Origin of the sequence: Bacillus sp. 1NLA3E (assembly GCF_000242895.2) — a bacterium.
Lineage (GTDB): Bacteria > Bacillota > Bacilli > Bacillales > Cytobacillaceae > Bacillus_BU.
The window spans coordinates 4,064,253-4,084,961 of the sequence record NC_021171.1; the positions used below are offsets into that span (position 1 = coordinate 4,064,253).

Below are 20,709 nucleotides of genomic sequence, written 5' to 3' on the forward strand. Positions count from 1 at the left end.
TCAATTTTTATCTACAACGTGGTAACAATCATAAAACAAAAACCACTAGGAATTTTTTGTTTTAAATAAAAGGTAAATAAAATATGGTGCTCCAATACTTGCAGTAAACACACCTGCCGGTACCTCTAATGGTGAAAATACAGTTCTCCCAATTAGATCAGCTAGCATGACTAATATGGCACCAAGCAGAGCGGATACTGGTAACAACGCCCCAAAAGCTGAACCGACTAATCTTCTTGCCATATGTGGAGCCATTAAACCAACAAATCCAATTCCGCCCGCAAAGGCAACAGAGCTACCAATAAGGCCGGTACTTATCATTAACAAAATAAAGCGTTGGCGCTGAACGCTCCCACCCACGCCAATCGCAAGCTCATCACCAAGCTCTTGAATATTTACATTTCTTGCATAAATGAAGGAAATCATTAATAAGAACAAAATCCAAGGAACAAGTATATAGACATTATTCCAATTAGAACCATACACAGTCCCTGTTATCCAAATATTTGCCTGACTTGCTTGATAAATTGGCCCAAACACCATCATTAAAGTGGTCAGAGCTTTCATCAGTGTCATGATGCCGATACCAATTAAGACAAGCCTAATGGGGGATACACCATTTTTCCAAGCTAGGAAATAAACCAGGAAAGCGACGATGGCTGCCCCAACAAAAGCTGCAACGGGTAGCCATTTTATACTTACGGTTAAAGCATTACTCTCATTACTAAATACTGCTAAAAATCCTACTACTGCAACGGAGGCACCACCAGTAATCCCTAAAATATCGGGAGAAGCCAGCGGATTTCTGATCATCCCTTGGAGGATCCCACCTGCTACTGCTAAGCCCATTCCAACCATCATAGCGACAATTATCCTTGGTAAACGGAAGGAATGGATAATAAGACGATCCATCTCAGTCCCTCCACCAAAGAAAACTTGTAGCACTCTAAATGGACTGATTTTTAATTCGCCTAGACCAGTACTCATAATAAATACCCCAGCAGTAGTCAGCAATAAGCCGATAAAAATGTTTAATGATCGTTTATCGATTAAAAAAGAAATCTTTCCCTTTAATCCACGGATACTTTTATACTGTTTCATGATCCATTGAACCCCTTTCTCGCTATATAAACAAAGAATGGAGTTCCAATGATCGCCGTCATAACTCCCACGGGCATTTCCTCGGGCATGACAATATATCTCGCAGATATATCAGCAGAAATTAACAGGATTCCTCCTAGTAACCCTGAGTACGGAATAACCCAACGGTGGTCATTTCCGACGATTGGACGAGTTAAATGGGGAATCACAATCCCAATAAAGCCAATCGGTCCAGCAACAGCTACAGCACCACCTGATAGTAAAATAACAATCATCACAGCCATTATTTTTGTGATCGTGGTATTCAGACCTAGGCCTTTAGCAACGTCTTCACCCATTGCAAAAACATTTAGTTTAGATGAAATGAGCAGAGAGGCAACCCAACCAATCGTTAAGTAAGGAAGAACTGCGGTTAAATTTTCAAGTTTCCTACCGGAGACCGAACCAGCTAGCCAAAAAAGCACTTGTTCTAAGGCAGATTCATTTAATACAAGTAAACCCTGGGTTAAGGAGGAGAACAATGCTGTCATTGCTGCTCCTGCTAGGGTGAGTTTCATTGGCGTTAGCCCTTCTCTACCAACTGAACCAACTAGATAAACACTAATTGCAGCCACAGCCGCTCCTAAAAATGATACCCATGTGAAAACCTGGAGGTTACTAAGAGATAGGAAGGTTACTACTATCACTACTGCAAAGCCAGCACCTGCGTTAACTCCGAAAAATTCTGAGGAGGCAAGTGGATTTTTCGTCAACGCTTGCAATAGCACTCCGGCTATAGCCAAACTTCCCCCAACAGCGGCTGCAATGAGTGCCCGCGGGAGTCTAACTGTTTGGATGATTAGATGTTCATTTGTCCCATTAAAATTCGTAAATGAATCGAAGGCCATTTTCCAAGTTGTGTCTGTATATCCATAAACCACACTTGCACACATCAATAAAAATAGAAAAGCAATTGTGAAAATTAATCCCGCCCATTTATGTTGTGTATTTTTCAATAACATCGTTAAAACCTTCTTTAGTATAAAAATATCATGTCAAATATCAGTCTATTGGATCGAAAAAAATCTGTCAATGAGTTTGATAATCATTTTCAATTAGAATTTTAACACCCATAAATTATCTATCAGATAATGAGAATAATTTTCAATTAGTTGTTGACAAACATTAGCATTTGATTTTAAGATTACATTGTAATTGAAAATGATTATCATTACCACTAGGAGGATACATACAATGAAAAATTTCAAGCTACCACTCTCTCTTCTCTTTTTAACGGCCATTCTTTTGTTAGCTGCTTGTGGCAACAATGACGCTGACAAAACTGGAGAGAAAAAAGCAACTGACACTAAAACTGAGGATACAAGCTATACAGTTAAACATGCCATGGGCGAAACAACACTAGAAAAAGCTCCTAAACGAGTGGTTATTTTAACAAACGAAGGAACTGAAGCTCTATTAGCGATGGGAGTTAAACCTGTTGGTGCGGTTCAATCATGGACTGGGGATCCTTGGTATGATCATATTTCTAAGGATATGAAAGGTGTTCAAGTAGTCGGAGTTGAATCACAAGTAAATGTGGAAGCCATCGCAGCCTTAAAGCCAGACCTTATCATAGGAAACAAAATGCGCCAAGAAAACATCTATGAGCAACTATCAGCTATTGCTCCAACCATTTATGCAGAAACCCTGCGAGGCGATTGGCAAGAGAACTTTAAACTATACGCAAAAGCTTTGAATAAAGAAGAAAAAGGAAATGAAGTTCTTGGTAAATATCAGAAAAGAATTGCTAGTTTAAAAGAGAAACTTGGTGATAAACTAAGCATGAAAATTTCGATGGTCCGCTTTATGGCAGGTGATGTAAGAATCTATCATAAAGATACATTCTCAGGAGTAATCCTTGATTCTCTTGGATTCGCACGTCCTGAAAGTCAAAATGTCAATGATTTCGCCGAAAGAAATGTTACGAAAGAACGCCTATCGGCAATGGATGGCGATATTCTCTTCTATTTTACGTACGATACTGGCAATGGAGAAGCAACTCAACTAGAGAAAGAATGGCTTGAGGATCCTCTCTTCAAAAATCTTGAAGTAGCGAAAAAAGGAAATGTTCATAAGGTTGATGACGTAACCTGGAATACTGCTGGTGGCGTTATCGCAGCAAACATTATGTTAGGTGATATAGAAAAAACGTTTTTAAAATAAATTGTTCCCCCTCCCCTTTTAGTAATAGATTAAAAAAGCTGACACTTCTGTCAGCTCAGGCTGTCGAGAAACTCTCGACAGCCTATTATTTTGCTTAAACGCTTTAGTGATACACCAAGTTTATTTATTAATAAATAGGCTGTTCAAGAGGGCTGTTGATTTCCGTTCCAGGCGATCACCTTCTTCGTCGCTTGATTGACAATTATATCGATTTTTGGTTTATCCTGGATCAATACGGCTCTTTGATCAGTGAGTGGGACCATATAAGTTCAGAGAGCACCAAAGTTTACGAAAACAGCCTTTTAAATGATGTTTATTGATGTTATGTGCCAGTTAAGGGAAGTGAAGAATGTAAGTGAACAGGCTCTCCTTACTGGTGACTGCCAAAACATAATAGCAACACAATTTTCCAGATTCGATAAGGTATGTTGCAAATCTATAGGTTGATTTGTACCCTGTTGATTGGAGCGGAAGGTGCGAAGACTCCTGCGGGAGTAGCGGGACAGGTGAGACCCCGCAGGCGCTTTAGCGCAGAGGAGGCTCACCGCCCGCCCCGCGGAAAGCGAAGCACCTGGAGCGGAGATCAACAGGTCCCATTGCATAGATAATCTAATATTAAAAATCGATGTTCTGACAAAAAAATTGCCGAGAAAATAACCTTTCTCGACAATCTGAAAAGCTGACACTTCTGTCAGCTTTTTTTGTTCTGTTTAACTTGTTTTGTTTACCTACACACATTTCAAATTTCTAACAATATCCCGCTAACTCTCAATCCCGTTAAAATTTTCTCTATTTATTCATAACATTTCCTGTAATGGAAACAATACAAGCATGCACAACTAGGCAGGTGATGAACATCATGAATTGGTTCAAAAAAAAATCAAGCGAGCAATCTGATCTTGAACAGAAATTATCAAATTCTAGCGATTATAAGCGAATTGAGTTTGTTAATCAAAAAACCAATCTACGTTTTCAACTAGCCTTTATCTCAAATCTGATTGATGAAAGTATCCTCCAGAAAAGTGTTTTGCCTTATTTATTAGAACAAGCTTTCCAATCTCTTGAGGATATCGTTAAAATCGTTCCAATCTCAGACATTCAAATTAGTGAGGATATTAGTTTAGTTGAGCAAAAAATATTTAATGGCTACGTTTTACTCACAATCGAATCAACAAACAAAACGATGGCTTTTATCGCGGCTCACAAAGAGCTTGTTCGGAGCATAACGACACCTGAGATTGAGTTCAGTGTTCTTGGTCCTAAGGAATCCTTCGTCGAGTCAATTGGACAAAACCTGAACCTTATTAGGAAACGGATACCTATAAAAGAGTTAATTGTAGAAGAACTTCAAGTCGGGAAGTTGTCAAAAACAAAGATTGCTATCCTTCATATTGATGGAATTACCGATAAAGAAAACGTAAAGACCGTGAAACAACGGATTGGGGACCTTCAGTTTGATATGATCACAGATAGTTCTTATTTAGTTCAACTCATATCCGATAATGGAAATTCACCCTTTCCTCAATTATTGGATACAGAAAGACCTGATCGTGTTGCGGCAATTCTTGCAGAAGGAAAAGTGGCCATAGTTGTTGACGGATCTCCGCAAGTACTTATCGCACCAACCACTCTAGTTGAATTTTTTAGTTCCTTTGAAGATTATTTTTTGAATTGGATAGTGGCATCATTCTTTCGATTAATTCGTTTATTTTCGGTAGCCTTTTCGATATTAATAACACCCATATATGTCGCAACCCTTAATTATCACTATGAGCTAATACCAAGAGACCTATTAATTACACTCGTATCATCTCGACAATTAATTCCTCTTCCACCTATTTTAGAAGCATTGTTTTTAGAACTAACGATTGAACTACTCAGGGAAGCTGGAGCCCGATTGCCAACTAAGGTTGGACAAACCATGGGCATCGTAGGTGGAATCGTAATTGGAACAGCGTCTGTGGAGGCAGCCCTTACAAGTAATGTCCTATTAATTATCGTTGCGCTGTCTGCCCTTGCGTCTTTTACAACACCTGTTTATAAAATGAGTAATACCATTCGTTTGTTGCGATTTCCCTTTATGATTTTTGCAGAGCTATGGGGGTTAGTAGGAATTGTCTTTTGCTTTTGTTTATTAATGACCCATTTGTTAAGGCTTAAATCATTAGGTAGACCCTTTTTGGAACCCATTTACCCTCCAAGAATGGCGGATATTAAAGATGCATTTGTTCGACTCTCTTTTAGCCAACTGTCAACAAGACCAAGTTATTTACGGACTGAAAAGCCAGACCGTTTTAATAAACAAAAGGCCAAGAAAAAGAAGGATATTGATGAATAAATTGAAACTTCAATCAGCATACTTCGGGTAGGTAAAGTGGGACATACTTAGTCTGTAGTAAAGTTTTCCATTTTTTTAGAAGGAGGGGATTAGGGATGAAGCAAGAGGTCGCAGAAAATGTAAAGATATCCCCTTTTCTTGTTTACTATCTAATTATTGGGATGCAGATTGGCATTGGTGTCCTTAGCTTTCAGCGCATAATAGCAAAGGATGCTGGTTATGATGCTTGGATCTCCGTCCTTGTTGCTGGTCTCATTATTCATGTGATTTTATGGATGATGTACAAAATCGTTGAAACAGCTGAAGGTGATCTTTTCCATGCAAATCAATATATCTTCGGGAAAATATTTGGGAAAATCATCAGTGCCATTTTCATTGGCTATTTTTGTCTTTATGCCACAACAGTATTGAGATCCTTTGTTGAGGTTATCCAAGTATGGATGTTCCCTGACATCAGCATATTCAGGTTTTCCTTCGCCTTTTTGATTCTCTGTGTTTACATTGTGTTTGGTGGCATTCGCACCGTGACCGGGATTGCGTTTTTTGGATTCGTTTTACCTGCCTATTTAATATTCACTTTTTCTTATACAATACGTTTTAGCGATTTCACCAATATCCAACCAATCTTAGATCATTCGTTTAAAGATATGAAGAATGCGTTCTTTCATATGTCGCTAACTTATACTGGGTACGAAACCCTGCTATTTATCTATCCGTTCATTAAGGATCCAAACAAATCCAAGAAGTGGGCCCATCTATCAGCATTAACTACAACTGTTTTTTATACCATTCTGACACTTATTACGTTTGCCTACTTTTCCGAAAAACAACTTCAAGAAACGATATGGCCTACATTAAACATGTGGAAAATTGTTGAGCTTCCGTTCGTAGCACGTTTTGAATATGTTGGAATCGCCAACTGGAACCTAATTGTTTTGCCTAACGTTTGTATCTCACTTTGGATTGCCGGTCGATTATGTAAGCAAATTTTCCATATTCGACAGCGGACTGGAGTAATAGGTGCCACTGTTGTTTGCTTAATTGCTTCAAGTTTATTGACTACAAGAATTCAAATCAGTATCCTAGGTGACTTTTTGGGTAATATGAGCTTTATTTTTGACTTTGTATATGTCCCCGGTTTATTCATAGCCATCATGATTGCCAAGAAGGTGAAAAAACATGGGTAAGAGAGTCACTTCTGTTATTTTGATCATGTTGCTGCTCTCAGGTTGTGTCAGAAAAGAAATATTAGATGATATTAGCATTGAGAGTGGCCTCGGCTTTGACCATTATAAAGGTCAACAAATATTAGGAACGGCATTGGTTCCCCGTTACATGGCAGATAAGTCTGTTAAAAATGTCACGTTTACATCCATATCAACGATGAATCGTGAACTTTTTATAGAAATGCAACGGCAATCACCGGATCCATTAGTAATCGGTAGTCTAGAGATAGTCATGTTTGGAGAAAAATTAGCTCAAAACGGGATAATTGACCTTATTGATGCCTTCCAGCGAGATGCTACCATTGGAGAGAGGCTTTACTTGGTAGTGGTCGATGGAAAAGCTATCGATCTACTCAAACAAGATTATGGTTCTAGAGGAAATGCTACTTATTTCGCAAATTTAATAAAACAAAATATGGAAACACGTGATTTGCCTACGACTAATTTACACATGTTTATTTATGATTTTTTCCAAACTGGAAAAGACCCATTTTTACCAAGAATCAAAAAAATCGGCTCTAATAAGATGGAAGTAAACGGTATTAGTTTATTTAAAAAAGATAAAATAGTAGATGTCATCACACCGAACAAGATGTTTTTTTTCAAGCTTCTAGCTGATAAATATAGTCAGGGAACCTATAAAATAAAGGTAGATGGAAATCAAGCAGCCGTTAGAAGTATCAAATCCAACCATAAGCTTGTGATGTCTAAAAAAGGACCTCTTGAGATTACGATTCACATTAAAATCAAAGGAGCTATTCGGGAGTATTCCGGGAATAAGCTCTCACATAAGGAAACCCTCATGATTGAAAAAAAGTTAGAAAAGGTAGTAAACCAAGAGTGCCTAAAATTAATCAATCATTTTAAGGATATTGGAATTGACCCGATTGGCTTAGGGCATTTTGCAAAAACAAAGACCAGACATTTCAATCCTGCGGAATGGGAAAAAGAGTATGAAAATCTTGTGGTTAAAGTAAAGACCGACGCGGATATCATCGAAGCCGGGGTAATTGAATAAAGAAAAGCGGAAGCTGGTCACTTATCTTGACCAACCTCCGCTTTTTTATTTATTCTGAAGTTGAGAACATATATTTTTTATAGTGGTAGCGAATTGAAAAAATCAAGCCTACTCCCAGCATGTTCCCCATCAAAGAACTACCTCCATAGCTAACAAAAGGCAGTGGGATCCCGGTAATCGGTAATAAGCCAATCGTCATTCCAATATTCTGGAAGACGTGAAACGTTATCATACTAATAACCCCTACACATACATAAGTGTAAAAATCATTCTTCGTTTCCATTCCAACTTTCGTTATATGGTAAATCAACAGGAAGAACAAACTAACGAGCACACTTGCCCCAACAAACCCAAATTCCTCACCGACGACACTAAAGATAAAGTCTGTTTGACTTTCAGGTAAATATATTTCCCGATTACCATAGCCCTTTCCTACTGTTTCACCAGAACCAATAGCAAGCAGTGACCGAGTGAGCTGGAAGCCAGTTGAACTCTGATAATTATAAGGATCCAGCCAAGAATAAATTCGGCCAAATTGATACTCCTTCACACCTAACGTTTTTTCCAGCAAATCAGGTTTAGACAGGACTAGGTAAAAAATTCCTACAACTAACATAATCCCTGTTCCGAAAATCGGAAGTAAAAGCTTCCAGCTGATACCGGAAATAAAAATCATTCCGACCATAATAGCAATAAACACAAGTGAAGTTCCAAGGTCAGGCTGCTGCATGACAAGAATTAAAGGTACAAAGGTCACCAATCCAATCTTTATCAACAGCCAGAAATCGGTTTTAATCGTTTTAATTATATTCTTTTGATGATGGTCTTTAATCACTCTAGCTATTACCAAAATAAGGAATACTTTAACCAACTCAGAAGGCTGCAACGAGCCCATTCCTGGCACTTTATACCAGCTTTTTGCCCCATTGATTAAAGGTGCAATACTAGTTGGAGCAACCATTAAAAATGCCAATAATACTAAACCAAGTCCGTAAGCATACCATGAAATCTTTTTTAATTGGTCAGAATCTAGAGAAATGACCGCGGCAATTATTCCCGTTCCTACTACATACCATACTATTTGTTTTAATAAAAAGTTCTCTTTGTACTGACCAGATGCTTGTGCACTGTAGATGGCAACACAACTAGCTAAAAACAGTAAAAATAATATTAAGACCAGACCATAATCAAGCCTAGGCGTCGGTTTTTGGTTGGAAGACATATCTATTCATTCCCCTAATCTAATTAAACAATTTCTAAATACATTCTTTCATTATATTTTTATTGGAGGAAAATCACAACTCGAAAAAATAACGCCTTTTAATATCCTCCGCCATCCATTCCAGATTATTCGGCAACTGAGGAATAGAGTACCCGATGTATATAGGCGTTGTGATAAACCGTGGGATCACCTTAGCAATTGTTTCATCTTGATATTGATAAAAGAATAAATTGTAGCTATTACAACGAAAGGGAAATCCATGTAATAGATATTGAACCACTTTCTGGACATAGTAAGAAAAAGTACCCAGTTCTTTCTTGTTTGACATCCGAATGTAAAATTCATAAAAACCAATTTGTGGATGTGTAGAAAGAATAAGGCTTACCCCATTATTTTCAGATATTGTGATTCCGTTGAAGCTTTCTGGTTTCAGCTTCTCTTGGTAGTTGATATCGTATAAACCAACAATTTGCATATGGGAGTGGGCGATACTCCCTCCTGACAATGGACCATAGTTTTTAAAAAATAAAACGGAAGAAAATTGCCCACTCTCCTCCATCGAACTCCACTGGTTTAGTCCAAACTCAAATAATTTCACAAGATGTTCCCTTGAATAACTTGAAAGATCTGCTTGGCAATCATCGGTTTCGATTAAGACAGTTTGAAAGGCATTTTCTAAGACTGGATATTTATTTTTTAGTAATATAATTGATCCTTGTTCAGCGATAATGTCTGTAAGCTCATTTCTTGCACAAAATGGACAGCTTTGTTCTTTATTTCGGATATTTTCTGGTTTTCCTCTTCCAATTGCGATATTAAAAAATAAATGAGTACTCTCCAAATAAACTCACCCTTTAATTAAATAATCTTCTAATGAAGCACTCTTTATTTTATCATTTATTTCTTAGACGGTATCCGATTTAGCTTTGTTTCACTATATTTCTGGTATAAGGCTATTTTGTGAATAAATGTAACAAAACAAAACAGAACCAAATAAAACTAAATGATTCTAAACCAAAATACATAGAAACGGCACCAAACTTCTTTTATAATAAAATGAGGAATTGGCAGGAGGGAACCAAATTGGAAGATCAGACATTTACACCAGATGAAATTGCTGGGATTTTCAAAATTTCCAAGCATACCGTTTACGAGTTGATAAAGAGAGGTGAATTGAACGCTTTCAAGGTTGGCAATAAGATGAGGATTGAACAATCAGAAGTTGACCGCTTCAAAGAAGACATGAAAGCGGCACCAAGAGTTGAAAAAAAAAATAAGACTCCTGAAAACTCATTACATAAATACCCTATTAAAATAACGGGAAGTCATGACTTTGTCATTGAACATTTACTTAAATTTGCACGAACAAAAATCACCTCCCTTTCATTGCAGCCTGCTTTCATCGGTAGTTTAGAAGGATTGATGACGTTATACCACGGTGATTCAGACGTTGCAGCGATTCATTTATTGGACCCTGCCTCACAAACATATAATATTCCGTTTATTAATCAGCTTTTTGTACATGAACCTATTACGGTTTTAAGACTAGCTGCAAGAGAACAAGGATTTATTGTAAAAAGGGGAAACCCAAAAAAAATTCTAGAATTTGAGGATTTGTTACGTAAGGACGTAACATTTATTAATCGTCAAAAAGGATCCGGTACAAGGTTCATTTTTGATTATTATATATCCTTACACGATATTGCTCCTACCGATATTTCAGGTTATAGCACGGAGGAGTGGAATCATCTTGCAACAGCGTCCTCTGTCAGTCGCGGAGTGGGAGATGTTACTTTCGGGATCCATTCAGCTGCAAGCCAACTAGATTTGGATTTTCTCCCCGTTACCAATGAACAATTTGATCTTGTCTTCAGGTGGAACGATCAAAACAAAGAAGCTTTAGAAACCTTAATTAATCTTATTCAGTCCTCTTCTTTTTTAGAAAGTTGTAAAAATATGGAGGGCTATGACTTCAGTGAGTTAGGACAAATAATTTACGATAGACATTAACAGGGGACGCTTAATGTTCTTATACCAATGCAAGTGAATCCTGAGAAACACGAAAAAGTAAACAGCGATAGATTTTTTTCAAGTGAAGGGTGTCGGAGATTTTATGGACCTATTATTTGAGGGACTAAAAAAGGCATTTGAAATGGTTTTAACAGGGGATAGCGAAATTTTAGCTATCACCTTGTTGACCTTAAAGGTTTCTTTTACTGCAATATTTTTTAGCATGCTGATTGGCATTCCAATCGGGATTTTATTAGGACTAACTAATTTCCCTGGAAAAAAGCTTCTTTTAGTGTTAGTTAATATTGGGATGGGTCTCCCTCCAGTTGTTGCCGGTCTGTGGATCACCATAACCCTTTGGCGTTCTGGACCAATGGGAGACTTTGCTTTACTATATACACCAACAGCGATTGTATTGGCCCAGATTCTTGTTTCTCTCCCAATTGTTACAGGATTAACCTCCACAGCCTTTCAACAAATCGATCCAAAGCTACTCCTACAAATCAAGGCTTTAGGAGCAACAAAGGGACAAACAGTTTGGCTATTATTAAAGGAAACAAAAATTGCTATTTTTGCGGCGATCATCGCAGGTCTTGGCCGAATTTTAGCCGAAGTAGGTGCTGCTATGATGGTAGGCGGTAATTTACTGGGGGAAACGCGGATTTTAACGACATCTATCGTGATGGAAGTATCAAAAGGAAATTTTGACATTGCGATTGCGCTATCATTTATTTTAATGACAATGGCATTCCTCATAACCTTTTGTTTAACTTTTTTACAGCAGAGGAAGCGAATTTCATGAAACCTTTACTGAGCTTAGAGAACATCCAATATTATAATAACGGCCAAAAAATTTTAATGATTCCAGAACTTCAACTCAACCAAGGGGACGTTTTGGGTATTATGGGACCTAATGGAGCTGGAAAAAGCACATTGCTTAAAATCATGGCATTCCTAGAATACCCAACTAATGGATCCCTTTATTATCACGGGGATATGGTCACAGCAAAGTCGTTTTCGCTTGAACAACGTCGGAAATTTGCAATCGCCCTTCAACAGTCTTTATTACTAAATACAACGGTTTTTCAAAATGTAGCGATTGGGTTAAAGTTACGAAAACAAAATAAGAAGACCATCGAGGAAAAAGTTCATTTTTGGTTGGAAAAGTTTCATATTTCTCATTTAGCAAATAAACATGCCTCACATCTATCTGGTGGGGAATCACAAAGGGTGAATCTCGCTAGGGCAATGGTACTAGAGCCTGAGGTATTATTTTTGGATGAGCCCTTTTCAGCTTTGGATTACCCTACTAAAGTGAAGTTATTAAAGGATTTAAAATCCATCTTAAAGTCGACGAAAACGACAACTGTTTTTATCAGTCACGACATGTTGGAGATTAAATTTCTTACGGACAAATTAATTGTCATGATCAATGGACAAATTGAACAAACAGGAACACCTGAGCAAGTCACCTCCAACCCGAATGAAAAAACAGCAGAATTTTTAAATGAGTGGACTCTTCCTATTATTGAACTAGAATTAAAACGTGGCTAAAGTTAATCTCGTTCATTTTTTTACATAAGCGTTATGCTTGCTTGGCATACTATCCTTGACCATTTTAATAAGGAGTTGGGCACATGACTAAGAAATATAATAAGGGTAGTAAAAACCAGAACTCACCCACAAGAGATGCAGAGTTTTCTAATGAAATAATAAGTGGTGACAACAGCAAAGGAAACAAACGAAACAAAAGTCAGCAGGATAAGACAGACACTGATTAAAAAAATGAACGCCGGTAATTATTGCTGGCGTTCATTTTTATTTTGTGTATTCGCATATCTATTGGCAACAACAGCTGGTTATAATTGGTGATCATAGGTTGGTAGTCACATAAAATTCATGAATTTCACTACTTGTTCAAGGTTGAACAAACCCGTTTTGTATATGATAATGTTATGAACTATATATTTTTTAAAAGGATGGGTTGCTTGTGGCAAAGTTACTTTATATTACCGTAAATCCAAAAAAAGATATTGAACGCTCAAAAGGCCGTCAAATCGGAGAAGTATTCCTTGAAACATTCCGACAAGAACAGCCAGATGTTGAAATTGTTAACTGGGACTTATTCACTTTAGATATGCCTCAAATGGACGAGGATCTATTATATGCTCGGGCAAAACTATCCTTTATGGGCTATAAATTAGAAGATCTTACAGAACGAGAACGTTCTCAAATTACAAGAATGCATGCATTGGCTGATGAATTCATTACGTTTGACTATTTTGTGTTTGTCACACCAATTTGGAACCTAGGTTCTCCAGCTATTCTCAAAGCATTTTTAGATAACCTGTTTGTTGCTGGAAAGACATTCACCTACGCAGCTGATGGTGCACAAGGTCTGTTAACAGATAAAAAGGCACTTCACATTCAAACTCGAGGCGGTATCTACTCTACTGGTCGAATGGAACCTCTTGAATTCGGGGACCGTTTTTTAAGATCCGCACTAGAATTTTTAGGAATGAACGTTATGGAAACTGTTTATGCTGAAGGTTTGGACCACTTCCCGAAACAAATTCCAGAAATCATGGCAAATGCGAAAGAAAAGGCAGCAGAAGCCGCACGCAAAATGGCAAAAGAAACCGTGAATCAATAAATATAAAAAAAGGCTGCCGATTTTAATTTTCGACAGCCTTTTTTTATTTTGGCTCTGTTAAAGCTCAATGTTGATCTTCGTTACAGGCACGAAGACTCCTGCGGGAGCAGCGGGACAGGTGAGACCCCACAGGCGCTTTAGCGCCGAGGAGGCTCAACCGCCCGCCCCGCGGAAAGCGAGTGCCTGGAACGGAATTCAACATTCTAGTTTAATTAACAGAGCCTTTATTTAAATTCTGTTGGATTTTTATCCGCTGGAAACACAACCCCTATTTGTTTTCGAGCTTCATCAATGATTTCCATTACGGTTAATGAATTTTCATACGAGTTTATCATCGACTCTACTTTACCCGACTTTATTAACTCAATAAATTCCTTCGCTTCATAATACATTGTTCCCTCTTTTTGAGCTTGGGTAAGCTCCTCCACTTCCCCATTTCGATAATGAATTTCAACCTTTTCAGGTATATTGATTTTATCAATGACGATATTACCATTTTCACCTTGTATCTCTGCAGGAAGATAAGAATTGGTGATTTTTGAAAACATCACCATGGCATCCATTTCCTTATATTTCAGGAGAATGCTCCCCTTACCGTCAACCCCCGACTCAAGCATGGTGCCAGTAGCTTGGACACTTTCTGGCTTGCCAAATAACACCACTAATGGGTAAATGCAGTAAATCCCAATATCCATGATTGAACCATTCGAGAATTCTGGTTTAAAGGCATTAAGAATATTACCTTCTTTATAGGCATCATATCGAGATGAATATTGGCAATAGCTTGCAAAAAAACTTCTAACCTTTCCAATCTTGTCTAAATGATCTCGGACAACTTGAAAATTAGGTAAAAAGGAGGATTTTAACGCCTCCATTAATAAAACACCATTCTCCTTAGCTGCTAAAATCATGGCTTGTAATTCTACCTTATTAGAAGCGACTGGCTTTTCACAAAGTACGTGTTTCCCCTGTTTTAAGAAAAAAATTGTTTGTCTTGCATGAAGCGAATTTGGGCTGGCAATATAAACAGCATCTATTTCGTTACTACTTGCCATTGTTTCTATATCTGTATAAACAGACTTAACCTGAAACTTTCCAGCAAATTCCTCAGCCCGTTCTTTTGTCCGAGAATAGACCGCTGTTAGTGCAAAATCTTGATGGTCACTTGCTGCTTTAATGAATGCTTCTGTAATCCAGTTTGTTCCGACGACTCCAAACCGTACCAATGATATCCCCCACCTTCTTTATAGTCACATTTTAAATAATTGAAGCAGAGAATAAGGAGATCCTACCACCATGTTTTAGCGTTTGGTTTTATTTCGGAAGCAATCGCTTCCTTGTATTGGTCAATAAGTTTAAATTTCTGTTTTTCGTTACTTATAGGAGTATTCCCATATTTCGGGATCATTTGCTGCCATTCTTCATTAGTATCTGGGGCTGTTGCAAACAAATACATTTTTCCTGGCTTCAAAAAGTGATCATTTTCATATTGAAGTAAATAAAGTTTGCCGCTGTCTTTATAGTACCCCCCCTGTTGATTGACAATAATATCATTGAGGAATCCCCCTTTAATATTTTGGGTTATCCGGACGGAATATTGAGTACTTGGCTTACCTTGAAAATCTTTGGTACCCACCTGTTCGATAACTTCTCCTATAAAAATATTCTTTGCTGCACCACTTACTCTTCGTTTATCGGAAAAATCGTCCTTCCAGTCATAACTTTTGTTGATCGCTATTGCCTCATCCTTGTTATCTAGTAACAGTGTATAATGCTTTACAACAAAAAATCCGATAGCCACAGCCACAATGAGGATCAAACTTGAAATTAGTAATGTTCTCTTCATTCCAGATCTCCTTTTAATGCTTAACTTTTTCTTAATATGAGTACAACTATGATTATACTGGAATAATATATCTGTTACATTTCAAAATTTTTATCTTTTATGACTATTTTTGATTTAATTCTTTTATATTTTCGGTAACTTTTTCTAACAGCATCCACAATAAAAAACGGAATGGGTGGGTGAAACGGATAGATAAAAGGTCTGTAAATCTTGTCATATGCTTTTTTAAGATCTAGCCATTTGCTGCAATACCCTAGTTTATGAAAGTCAGATATATCTACTACGTAACCCCTGTTCCCGTCCATCACTACATTTTTTCCATGTACATCATAAGGATTTAGTCCAACCGATTTTGCGTATAATAAAGCATTATCAATATCCCTTATGACGGATTTTGGAATGGGAATTCCTTTAACCACAGCATTAAATAAGGTTATGCCCTCTAGTCTTTTCAGGACTAAATAGTTTTCACCAAAGGCATAAAGAGTAGAATAAGCTTCATGGTCACCAATTTTCTTATATACCTCAATTTCCTTTTTGATTTCCTCATGATTTCTTCCATAAACCTTAACTACCCACTCTGGTTTAGAATCATGATAAAATACAGCTGCGTAATTTCCACTTCCAACTATTTTCCAAGACTTAGAATAATTGTTCACCTCAATGGGATCAAATATATTTTCAGCTCTTAGGTTAATATAGGGAAGTAATTCCTGTTCAATTAAGTGTATATAGGCATCTATTTTCATATGAACTCCTTTGTAACTTTTATATTTATGAAATAAGCTATTCCATATTTTTTATGAAAATTTTTTGCTTTGTAAAATGTTGTAATATAATTAGAATAGCGACTCTGTTTTTAAAAAATAACAAAGATTTTACTCAGATGCTTTAATTGTGCCACCTTTCTCATATCAGCGTATTGTTCTAATTTACAAACATTCACCTTTAGGCAATTTTTCCAGCAAAAAATTGGTCCATGCCAACTTTTTATCTCATGGTCAATAATCATGCACAAAGCCTATACTTTTTCTCTAGACCCACACGGTAATCGTTTGCTAATCTTAAATTTGATATAATGAAACAAATTGGGGTGTCAGAAGATGGAAAGATCGTTAGAAATTAAAAAAGCTGAAACAGGAGCATGGATTAGTATTATTGCCTATACTTTACTTTCCCTGCTAAAACTAATTGTAGGTTACATAGGAAATTCAGAAGCTCTAAGGGCTGATGGATTAAACAATACAACCGATGTTGTAGTATCAGTTGCTGTGCTAATTGGCTTAAGAATATCAAGAAAACCTGCAGATGAAAACCATCTTTATGGTCATTACCGTGCAGAGTCTGTTTCTTCGTTAATTGCCGCTATTATTATGACAGTAGTTGGATTGCAAATTATTGTGAATGCAGGTCGTTCATTTTTACTGTCAGAGTACTCACAGCCTGACATGCTTACTGCTTGGACTGCACTTTTTGGTGCTATCGTTTTATTGCTAGTGTTTTTACATAATCGAAAATTGGCGAAAGAACTACACAGTTCCTCTTTAATGGCTGCAGCACAAGACAGTAAATCGGATGCACTCGTGAGTGTCGGGGCATTTGTTGGAATCATTGGGGCTAAGGTTGGATTACTATGGCTAGATAGCTTTACCGCAATTATTGTTGGAATCATTATTATTAAAACAGCTTTGTCCATCTTCCGAGAAGCATCGGTATTATTGACTGATGGATTTGATGAAAAAAAACTGGAGTTACTTCGGAATACGGTCGCTGACACAAATGGCGTGTTGGACGTAAGAGATATTAAAGCCCGCGAGCATGGAAACAAAGTGTATGTAGATACAACCATCCTAGTTAACCCAAAACTAAATGTAGTAGAAAGCCACAAAATTACCGAAGATATCGAGAAGAAAATGTTGTTAGAACACAAAAATACGTTTGTCCACGTTCATATTGAGCCGTATGAATTGAAGTAATTCCTCTCACCTTGGTGCCTATCATTGTGCAATGATATAATGAGGGGGCGCAATAAATTTAACTTATTTTGGAGGTTCTATGTTAACTTTTGAAGAAAAATTGGCTATTATTGAATCATTTCCTGAACTTAAACGAAAAAATGTATCACTAGGTCGTGTGAATTTTCAATACGAAGAAAGTGTTACCGATAAGAAAAACGTAGTGTATCATCTTCACCCAAATGGAAATGGCTTTGTATATGCGGAAAATATTAGTGGATATCAGTCTGATGATAAGGGAATGGTCAACATTCGTGATTTTTCAAAACAAGACTTAAGATCCATTATTCAGGAGTCCATTCTTTCTCTTGCACAAAGACCTGTCTCTGAAAGTGCTATCATTGGGGACGAGGTGGAAGAACGTTGGGTGGACGCTGAAAAACATAAACTGATCCTCATTCAAGAGGATGACATGTGGAATGTTTATGCTGGGTTAAACCTTGATGGTACCTTCCCTTCTTATAATGAGGCCAAGCAATATTTACTTGAAGAAGGATTTAGAAAACAATCTTAACTTTTTAGGCTAACTTTTCCAATAAATGGGGAAGTTGGCCTTCTTTCTTTTTTTTATATTCTTGGTTATCTTTATGATTTTAGAACGAAATCTTATATAATATAAACTGAAACTTAAACATAATGTTAAAAAATATCTTTATTGTTGGAGGGGTTAAAAATGACCAATCATGAAATTGATTACAAAATTTATGGCGATGATATGCAGTTTGTCGAAGTTGAATTAGACCCTCAAGAAACGGTAATAGCCGAAGCAGGAAGCTTTATGATGATGGATGGCGACATTCAAATGGAAACAATTTTTGGTGACGGCTCTCAAGGTTCCGAAACTGGAGGAATAATGGGGAAATTACTCAGCGCTGGAAAACGTGTCATAACTGGGGAAAGTTTATTTATGACAGCTTTTACCAACCATGCAAACACGAAAAAACATGTTTCTTTTGCCGCACCATATCCTGGTAGTGTTATTCCTATGGATTTAAGTAAGTTAAATGGAAAAATCATTTGTCAAAAGGATGCGTTTTTGGCCGCAGCAAAAGGTGTTTCAGTTGGAATCGAATTTCAACGAAAAGTTGGCGCTGGCTTTTTTGGCGGTGAAGGGTTTATCATGCAAAAGCTCGAGGGCGACGGACTGGCATTTGTCCACGCCGGAGGTACTATACATAAAAAAGAACTTGCATCAGGTGACATGATCCGTGTAGATACGGGCTGCTTAGTGGCTATGACTAGTGGTGTGAATTATGATATTGAATTTGTAAAAGGTGTTAAAACAGCTTTATTTGGTGGTGAAGGATTATTTTTTGCCACATTAAGAGGCCCAGGAACAGTTTGGATCCAATCGCTTCCATTTAGCCGTCTTGCCAGCCGTGTGTTTGCAGCTGCACCACATCGTGGAGGCTCAAAAGATGAAGGAAGCATCGCCAGAGGACTATTTGACATGTTTAATGGGGATTGATAGAAAAGCAGAAGCGGCTTGACCAGGGGCTTATGACCCCGAGCCCCTAGCCGCTGGAGCTAGACAGATAGAAAAGCGGAAGCGTTTTGCCAGGCGACTGGTAATAAAAGAAACGATATAACAGGGTCCAATCGATTGTGATTGGACCCTGTTTTCATTTATATCTCTATGCCCTATACCAATAAGGTAAGAGCCTTTTCCAGCAGTTGCAATCCAGAAATTGTAGCCTCTCCACCACCTTGTGCAAATGCCTCATTTCCGCCACCTTTTCCATTAATCATTGGCAGAAGTTTAGAGACGATAGTCTTCATGTTGCCACTAGCTGCTAAACCTCGGGCACAAACCAATTGTAGTCGATCCTCATTTTCTGAAACCAAAATAACGACTCCATCTGCCGATTCAGAAGCTACAAAGCGACCAAACCTTTGAAGGTCCTGGATGGATCGATTTTGAAACACTTTGCTAATGACCCTATTCCCATCAACCAACCTAACGTTTTGCAACAATTCCATTACTTCATACTGCAATAAGGATTCGCGCGCTTCTTCTAATTCTTTATCAACCTCTTTAGCTGTCTCTAGCATTTTTTTTACAGAAGTAGCCATTTCGATTTCAGGCGCATTTAACAAAGGACTTAATTGCTTGAGAATTTTTTGCTTTTGCCCAAGCTGAGTTAACACTCGATTCCCACATACAAATTGAACTCGAATTTTCTTTTTTTGACGCTCCCAATCCAATATTTTTAATGACCCTACCTGACCGGTCGAATTAGGATGCGTGCCACCACAACCGTTATAATCAAAATCAGGGATAATAACAAGACGTATGTCCTCTGTGACTGAAATCCGCTTACGAAGCTTATATTGAGATAATTCAGCTGAGTTTACCCACCTGGTATCAATCGGTTGATTTTCTAAGATGATTTGATTGGCTCGTATTTCAACTTGTTGGGCTTGTTCCTCTTTCAATTCATCTGTATTTAGATCGATAGTAAGTACTTCTTTTCCAAGATGAAAGCTAACCGTTTCGAATTCAAATAACTCTTCAAAAGTTGCAGATAGAATATGCTGACCAGCATGTTGCTGCATATGATCAAAACGTCTCTGCCAATCAATTACACCAAAAATTTTCTCCTCTGTTTCAGCGATCGGACGATCAATATAATGGCGGATTTCCCCCTCGATTTCCTCAACATTTAGTACTTGAATATCGTTAAGAGTTCCAATGTCAAAAGGTTGTCCCCCACCTGTTGGGTAAAATGCAGTTCTATCTAACACAACAAACCAGTTTCCGGATTCATCCTGAGTCTGTTTCCGAACTTTTGCAGAAAATGTCTGTAAATAAGCATCTTGATAATATAGCTTTTGTTCCACCGCAATCCTCTTTCCTAATACAAAATTTATTTATATTAAAATAAACAGATACTGCAAGGTTGGTCAAGCTCATTTCATGAAACAGTTGATACAACTACAAAAGAGCAACCTTATGGTTGCTCTCAGGCTGTCTTGAAACTCTCGACAGTCTATTATTTCCCCTAAAAACTTTAGTAATTCACCGCGTTAATTTTTTATAATAAAAATATTAATTGTTAATAAATATTTGCTGTTCAA

20 protein-coding genes are annotated in these 20,709 nt (G+C 37.5%); 12 read left to right on the forward strand and 8 right to left on the reverse strand.

What is annotated here, in order from left to right:
• Positions 1 to 45 precede the first annotated feature (45 nt).
• Together B1NLA3E_RS19595 and B1NLA3E_RS19600 are read right to left on the reverse strand one after the other, a co-directional pair.
• Complete coding sequence (locus tag B1NLA3E_RS19595) at positions 46 to 1,101, reverse strand: FecCD family ABC transporter permease (RefSeq protein WP_015595555.1); 1,056 nt, start codon at positions 1,099 to 1,101, stop codon at positions 46 to 48.
• The gene (locus tag B1NLA3E_RS19600) at positions 1,098 to 2,102 is read right to left on the reverse strand and encodes a FecCD family ABC transporter permease (RefSeq protein WP_015595556.1); all 1,005 of its coding nucleotides are present in this window, start codon (positions 2,100 to 2,102) and stop codon (positions 1,098 to 1,100) included. The genes B1NLA3E_RS19595 and B1NLA3E_RS19600 overlap by 4 nt, the downstream gene beginning before the upstream one ends.
• Positions 2,103 to 2,334: 232 nt before the next feature.
• Here B1NLA3E_RS19600 and B1NLA3E_RS19605 point away from each other — a divergent pair, with 232 nt between their 5' ends.
• The 4 genes from B1NLA3E_RS19605 (at position 2,335) to B1NLA3E_RS19620 (ending at position 7,885) form a co-directional block, all read left to right on the forward strand.
• The gene (locus B1NLA3E_RS19605) at positions 2,335 to 3,303 is read left to right on the forward strand and encodes an ABC transporter substrate-binding protein (protein WP_015595557.1); all 969 of its coding nucleotides are present in this window, start codon (positions 2,335 to 2,337) and stop codon (positions 3,301 to 3,303) included.
• A gap of 850 nt (positions 3,304 to 4,153) precedes the next feature.
• Positions 4,154 to 5,641, forward strand: a complete 1,488-nt coding sequence (locus B1NLA3E_RS19610) for a spore germination protein (RefSeq protein ID WP_015595558.1) — start codon at positions 4,154 to 4,156, stop codon at positions 5,639 to 5,641.
• A gap of 95 nt (positions 5,642 to 5,736) precedes the next feature.
• A complete protein-coding gene (locus tag B1NLA3E_RS19615) occupies positions 5,737 to 6,828 on the forward strand; it encodes a GerAB/ArcD/ProY family transporter (RefSeq protein ID WP_015595559.1) in 1,092 nt (363 codons plus the stop codon).
• Positions 6,821 to 7,885: a Ger(x)C family spore germination protein gene (locus tag B1NLA3E_RS19620; RefSeq protein ID WP_015595560.1), complete on the forward strand. Its 1,065-nt coding sequence runs from the start codon at positions 6,821 to 6,823 to the stop codon at positions 7,883 to 7,885. Before B1NLA3E_RS19615 ends, B1NLA3E_RS19620 begins: the two co-directional genes overlap by 8 nt.
• Before the next feature lie 49 nt (positions 7,886 to 7,934).
• On the opposite strand, the gene rodA is transcribed toward B1NLA3E_RS19620, so the two are convergent.
• Together rodA and B1NLA3E_RS19630 are read right to left on the reverse strand one after the other, a co-directional pair.
• A complete protein-coding gene (gene rodA, locus B1NLA3E_RS19625) occupies positions 7,935 to 9,107 on the reverse strand; it encodes a rod shape-determining protein RodA (protein ID WP_015595561.1) in 1,173 nt (390 codons plus the stop codon).
• 73 nt (positions 9,108 to 9,180) lie between these two features.
• Positions 9,181 to 9,948: a DUF4931 domain-containing protein gene (locus B1NLA3E_RS19630; RefSeq protein ID WP_015595562.1), complete on the reverse strand. Its 768-nt coding sequence runs from the start codon at positions 9,946 to 9,948 to the stop codon at positions 9,181 to 9,183.
• Between the two features lie 242 nt (positions 9,949 to 10,190).
• On the opposite strand from B1NLA3E_RS19630, the gene B1NLA3E_RS19635 reads away from it, so the two are divergent.
• The 5 genes from B1NLA3E_RS19635 (at position 10,191) to B1NLA3E_RS19650 (ending at position 13,770) form a co-directional block, all read left to right on the forward strand.
• On the forward strand, positions 10,191 to 11,117 hold the full coding sequence (locus B1NLA3E_RS19635) for a substrate-binding domain-containing protein (RefSeq protein ID WP_041580705.1): 927 nt from the start codon (positions 10,191 to 10,193) through the stop codon (positions 11,115 to 11,117).
• A 103-nt stretch (positions 11,118 to 11,220) separates the two neighbouring features.
• A complete protein-coding gene (locus B1NLA3E_RS19640) occupies positions 11,221 to 11,919 on the forward strand; it encodes an ABC transporter permease (protein WP_015595564.1) in 699 nt (232 codons plus the stop codon).
• Entirely contained in the window at positions 11,916 to 12,671 is a 756-nt protein-coding gene (locus tag B1NLA3E_RS19645) for an ABC transporter ATP-binding protein (protein ID WP_015595565.1), read from the forward strand. Before B1NLA3E_RS19640 ends, B1NLA3E_RS19645 begins: the two co-directional genes overlap by 4 nt.
• Before the next feature lie 83 nt (positions 12,672 to 12,754).
• On the forward strand, positions 12,755 to 12,898 hold the full coding sequence (locus B1NLA3E_RS25420; RefSeq protein ID WP_015595566.1) for a hypothetical protein: 144 nt from the start codon (positions 12,755 to 12,757) through the stop codon (positions 12,896 to 12,898).
• A 209-nt stretch (positions 12,899 to 13,107) separates the two neighbouring features.
• The gene (locus tag B1NLA3E_RS19650) at positions 13,108 to 13,770 is read left to right on the forward strand and encodes an FMN-dependent NADH-azoreductase (protein WP_015595567.1); all 663 of its coding nucleotides are present in this window, start codon (positions 13,108 to 13,110) and stop codon (positions 13,768 to 13,770) included.
• A 224-nt stretch (positions 13,771 to 13,994) separates the two neighbouring features.
• Here the strand turns inward: B1NLA3E_RS19650 and B1NLA3E_RS19655 are convergent, their stop codons facing one another.
• The 3 genes from B1NLA3E_RS19655 to B1NLA3E_RS19665 all read right to left on the reverse strand — a co-directional run bounded on the left by B1NLA3E_RS19655 (position 13,995) and on the right by B1NLA3E_RS19665 (position 16,365).
• Complete coding sequence (locus B1NLA3E_RS19655) at positions 13,995 to 14,996, reverse strand: Gfo/Idh/MocA family protein (protein WP_015595568.1); 1,002 nt, start codon at positions 14,994 to 14,996, stop codon at positions 13,995 to 13,997.
• 62 nt (positions 14,997 to 15,058) lie between these two features.
• The gene (locus B1NLA3E_RS19660) at positions 15,059 to 15,616 is read right to left on the reverse strand and encodes a hypothetical protein (RefSeq protein ID WP_015595569.1); all 558 of its coding nucleotides are present in this window, start codon (positions 15,614 to 15,616) and stop codon (positions 15,059 to 15,061) included.
• 74 nt (positions 15,617 to 15,690) lie between these two features.
• A complete protein-coding gene (locus B1NLA3E_RS19665; protein WP_015595570.1) occupies positions 15,691 to 16,365 on the reverse strand; it encodes a serine/threonine protein kinase in 675 nt (224 codons plus the stop codon).
• A gap of 354 nt (positions 16,366 to 16,719) precedes the next feature.
• Between B1NLA3E_RS19665 and B1NLA3E_RS19670 the strand changes: the two genes are divergently transcribed.
• The 3 genes from B1NLA3E_RS19670 to B1NLA3E_RS19680 all read left to right on the forward strand — a co-directional run bounded on the left by B1NLA3E_RS19670 (position 16,720) and on the right by B1NLA3E_RS19680 (position 19,099).
• Complete coding sequence (locus B1NLA3E_RS19670; RefSeq protein WP_015595571.1) at positions 16,720 to 17,592, forward strand: cation diffusion facilitator family transporter; 873 nt, start codon at positions 16,720 to 16,722, stop codon at positions 17,590 to 17,592.
• A 79-nt stretch (positions 17,593 to 17,671) separates the two neighbouring features.
• Positions 17,672 to 18,145 carry a hypothetical protein gene (locus tag B1NLA3E_RS19675; protein ID WP_015595572.1) on the forward strand — a complete coding sequence of 158 codons (474 nt, stop codon included), beginning with the start codon at positions 17,672 to 17,674 and terminating at the stop codon, positions 18,143 to 18,145.
• A gap of 159 nt (positions 18,146 to 18,304) precedes the next feature.
• Positions 18,305 to 19,099 (forward strand): TIGR00266 family protein, encoded by a 795-nt coding sequence (locus B1NLA3E_RS19680; protein ID WP_015595573.1) that lies wholly within the window; start codon positions 18,305 to 18,307, stop codon positions 19,097 to 19,099.
• A 173-nt stretch (positions 19,100 to 19,272) separates the two neighbouring features.
• Here the strand turns inward: B1NLA3E_RS19680 and B1NLA3E_RS19685 are convergent, their stop codons facing one another.
• Positions 19,273 to 20,472: a serine-tRNA(Ala) deacylase AlaX gene (locus tag B1NLA3E_RS19685; RefSeq protein ID WP_015595574.1), complete on the reverse strand. Its 1,200-nt coding sequence runs from the start codon at positions 20,470 to 20,472 to the stop codon at positions 19,273 to 19,275.
• Positions 20,473 to 20,709: the final 237 nt, after the last annotated feature.

What these genes read in the sequence shown, in the direction of transcription:
- B1NLA3E_RS19615 (WP_015595559.1), top strand. Translation starts at nt 5,737, where the DNA reads ATGAAGCAAGAGGTCGCAGAAAATGTAAAGATATCCCCTTTTCTTGTT.
- B1NLA3E_RS19605 (WP_015595557.1), top strand. Translation starts at nt 2,335, where the DNA reads ATGAAAAATTTCAAGCTACCACTCTCTCTTCTCTTTTTAACGGCCATT.
- B1NLA3E_RS25420 (WP_015595566.1), top strand. Translation starts at nt 12,755, where the DNA reads ATGACTAAGAAATATAATAAGGGTAGTAAAAACCAGAACTCACCCACA.
- B1NLA3E_RS19680 (WP_015595573.1), top strand. Translation starts at nt 18,305, where the DNA reads ATGACCAATCATGAAATTGATTACAAAATTTATGGCGATGATATGCAG.
- B1NLA3E_RS19610 (WP_015595558.1), top strand. Translation starts at nt 4,154, where the DNA reads ATGAACATCATGAATTGGTTCAAAAAAAAATCAAGCGAGCAATCTGAT.
- B1NLA3E_RS19660 (WP_015595569.1), bottom strand. Translation starts at nt 15,616, where the DNA reads ATGAAGAGAACATTACTAATTTCAAGTTTGATCCTCATTGTGGCTGTG.
- rodA (WP_015595561.1), bottom strand. Translation starts at nt 9,107, where the DNA reads ATGTCTTCCAACCAAAAACCGACGCCTAGGCTTGATTATGGTCTGGTC.
- B1NLA3E_RS19600 (WP_015595556.1), bottom strand. Translation starts at nt 2,102, where the DNA reads ATGTTATTGAAAAATACACAACATAAATGGGCGGGATTAATTTTCACA.
- B1NLA3E_RS19645 (WP_015595565.1), top strand. Translation starts at nt 11,916, where the DNA reads ATGAAACCTTTACTGAGCTTAGAGAACATCCAATATTATAATAACGGC.
- B1NLA3E_RS19620 (WP_015595560.1), top strand. Translation starts at nt 6,821, where the DNA reads ATGGGTAAGAGAGTCACTTCTGTTATTTTGATCATGTTGCTGCTCTCA.
- B1NLA3E_RS19665 (WP_015595570.1), bottom strand. Translation starts at nt 16,365, where the DNA reads ATGAAAATAGATGCCTATATACACTTAATTGAACAGGAATTACTTCCC.
- B1NLA3E_RS19640 (WP_015595564.1), top strand. Translation starts at nt 11,221, where the DNA reads ATGGACCTATTATTTGAGGGACTAAAAAAGGCATTTGAAATGGTTTTA.
- B1NLA3E_RS19595 (WP_015595555.1), bottom strand. Translation starts at nt 1,101, where the DNA reads ATGAAACAGTATAAAAGTATCCGTGGATTAAAGGGAAAGATTTCTTTT.
- B1NLA3E_RS19670 (WP_015595571.1), top strand. Translation starts at nt 16,720, where the DNA reads ATGGAAAGATCGTTAGAAATTAAAAAAGCTGAAACAGGAGCATGGATT.
- B1NLA3E_RS19675 (WP_015595572.1), top strand. Translation starts at nt 17,672, where the DNA reads ATGTTAACTTTTGAAGAAAAATTGGCTATTATTGAATCATTTCCTGAA.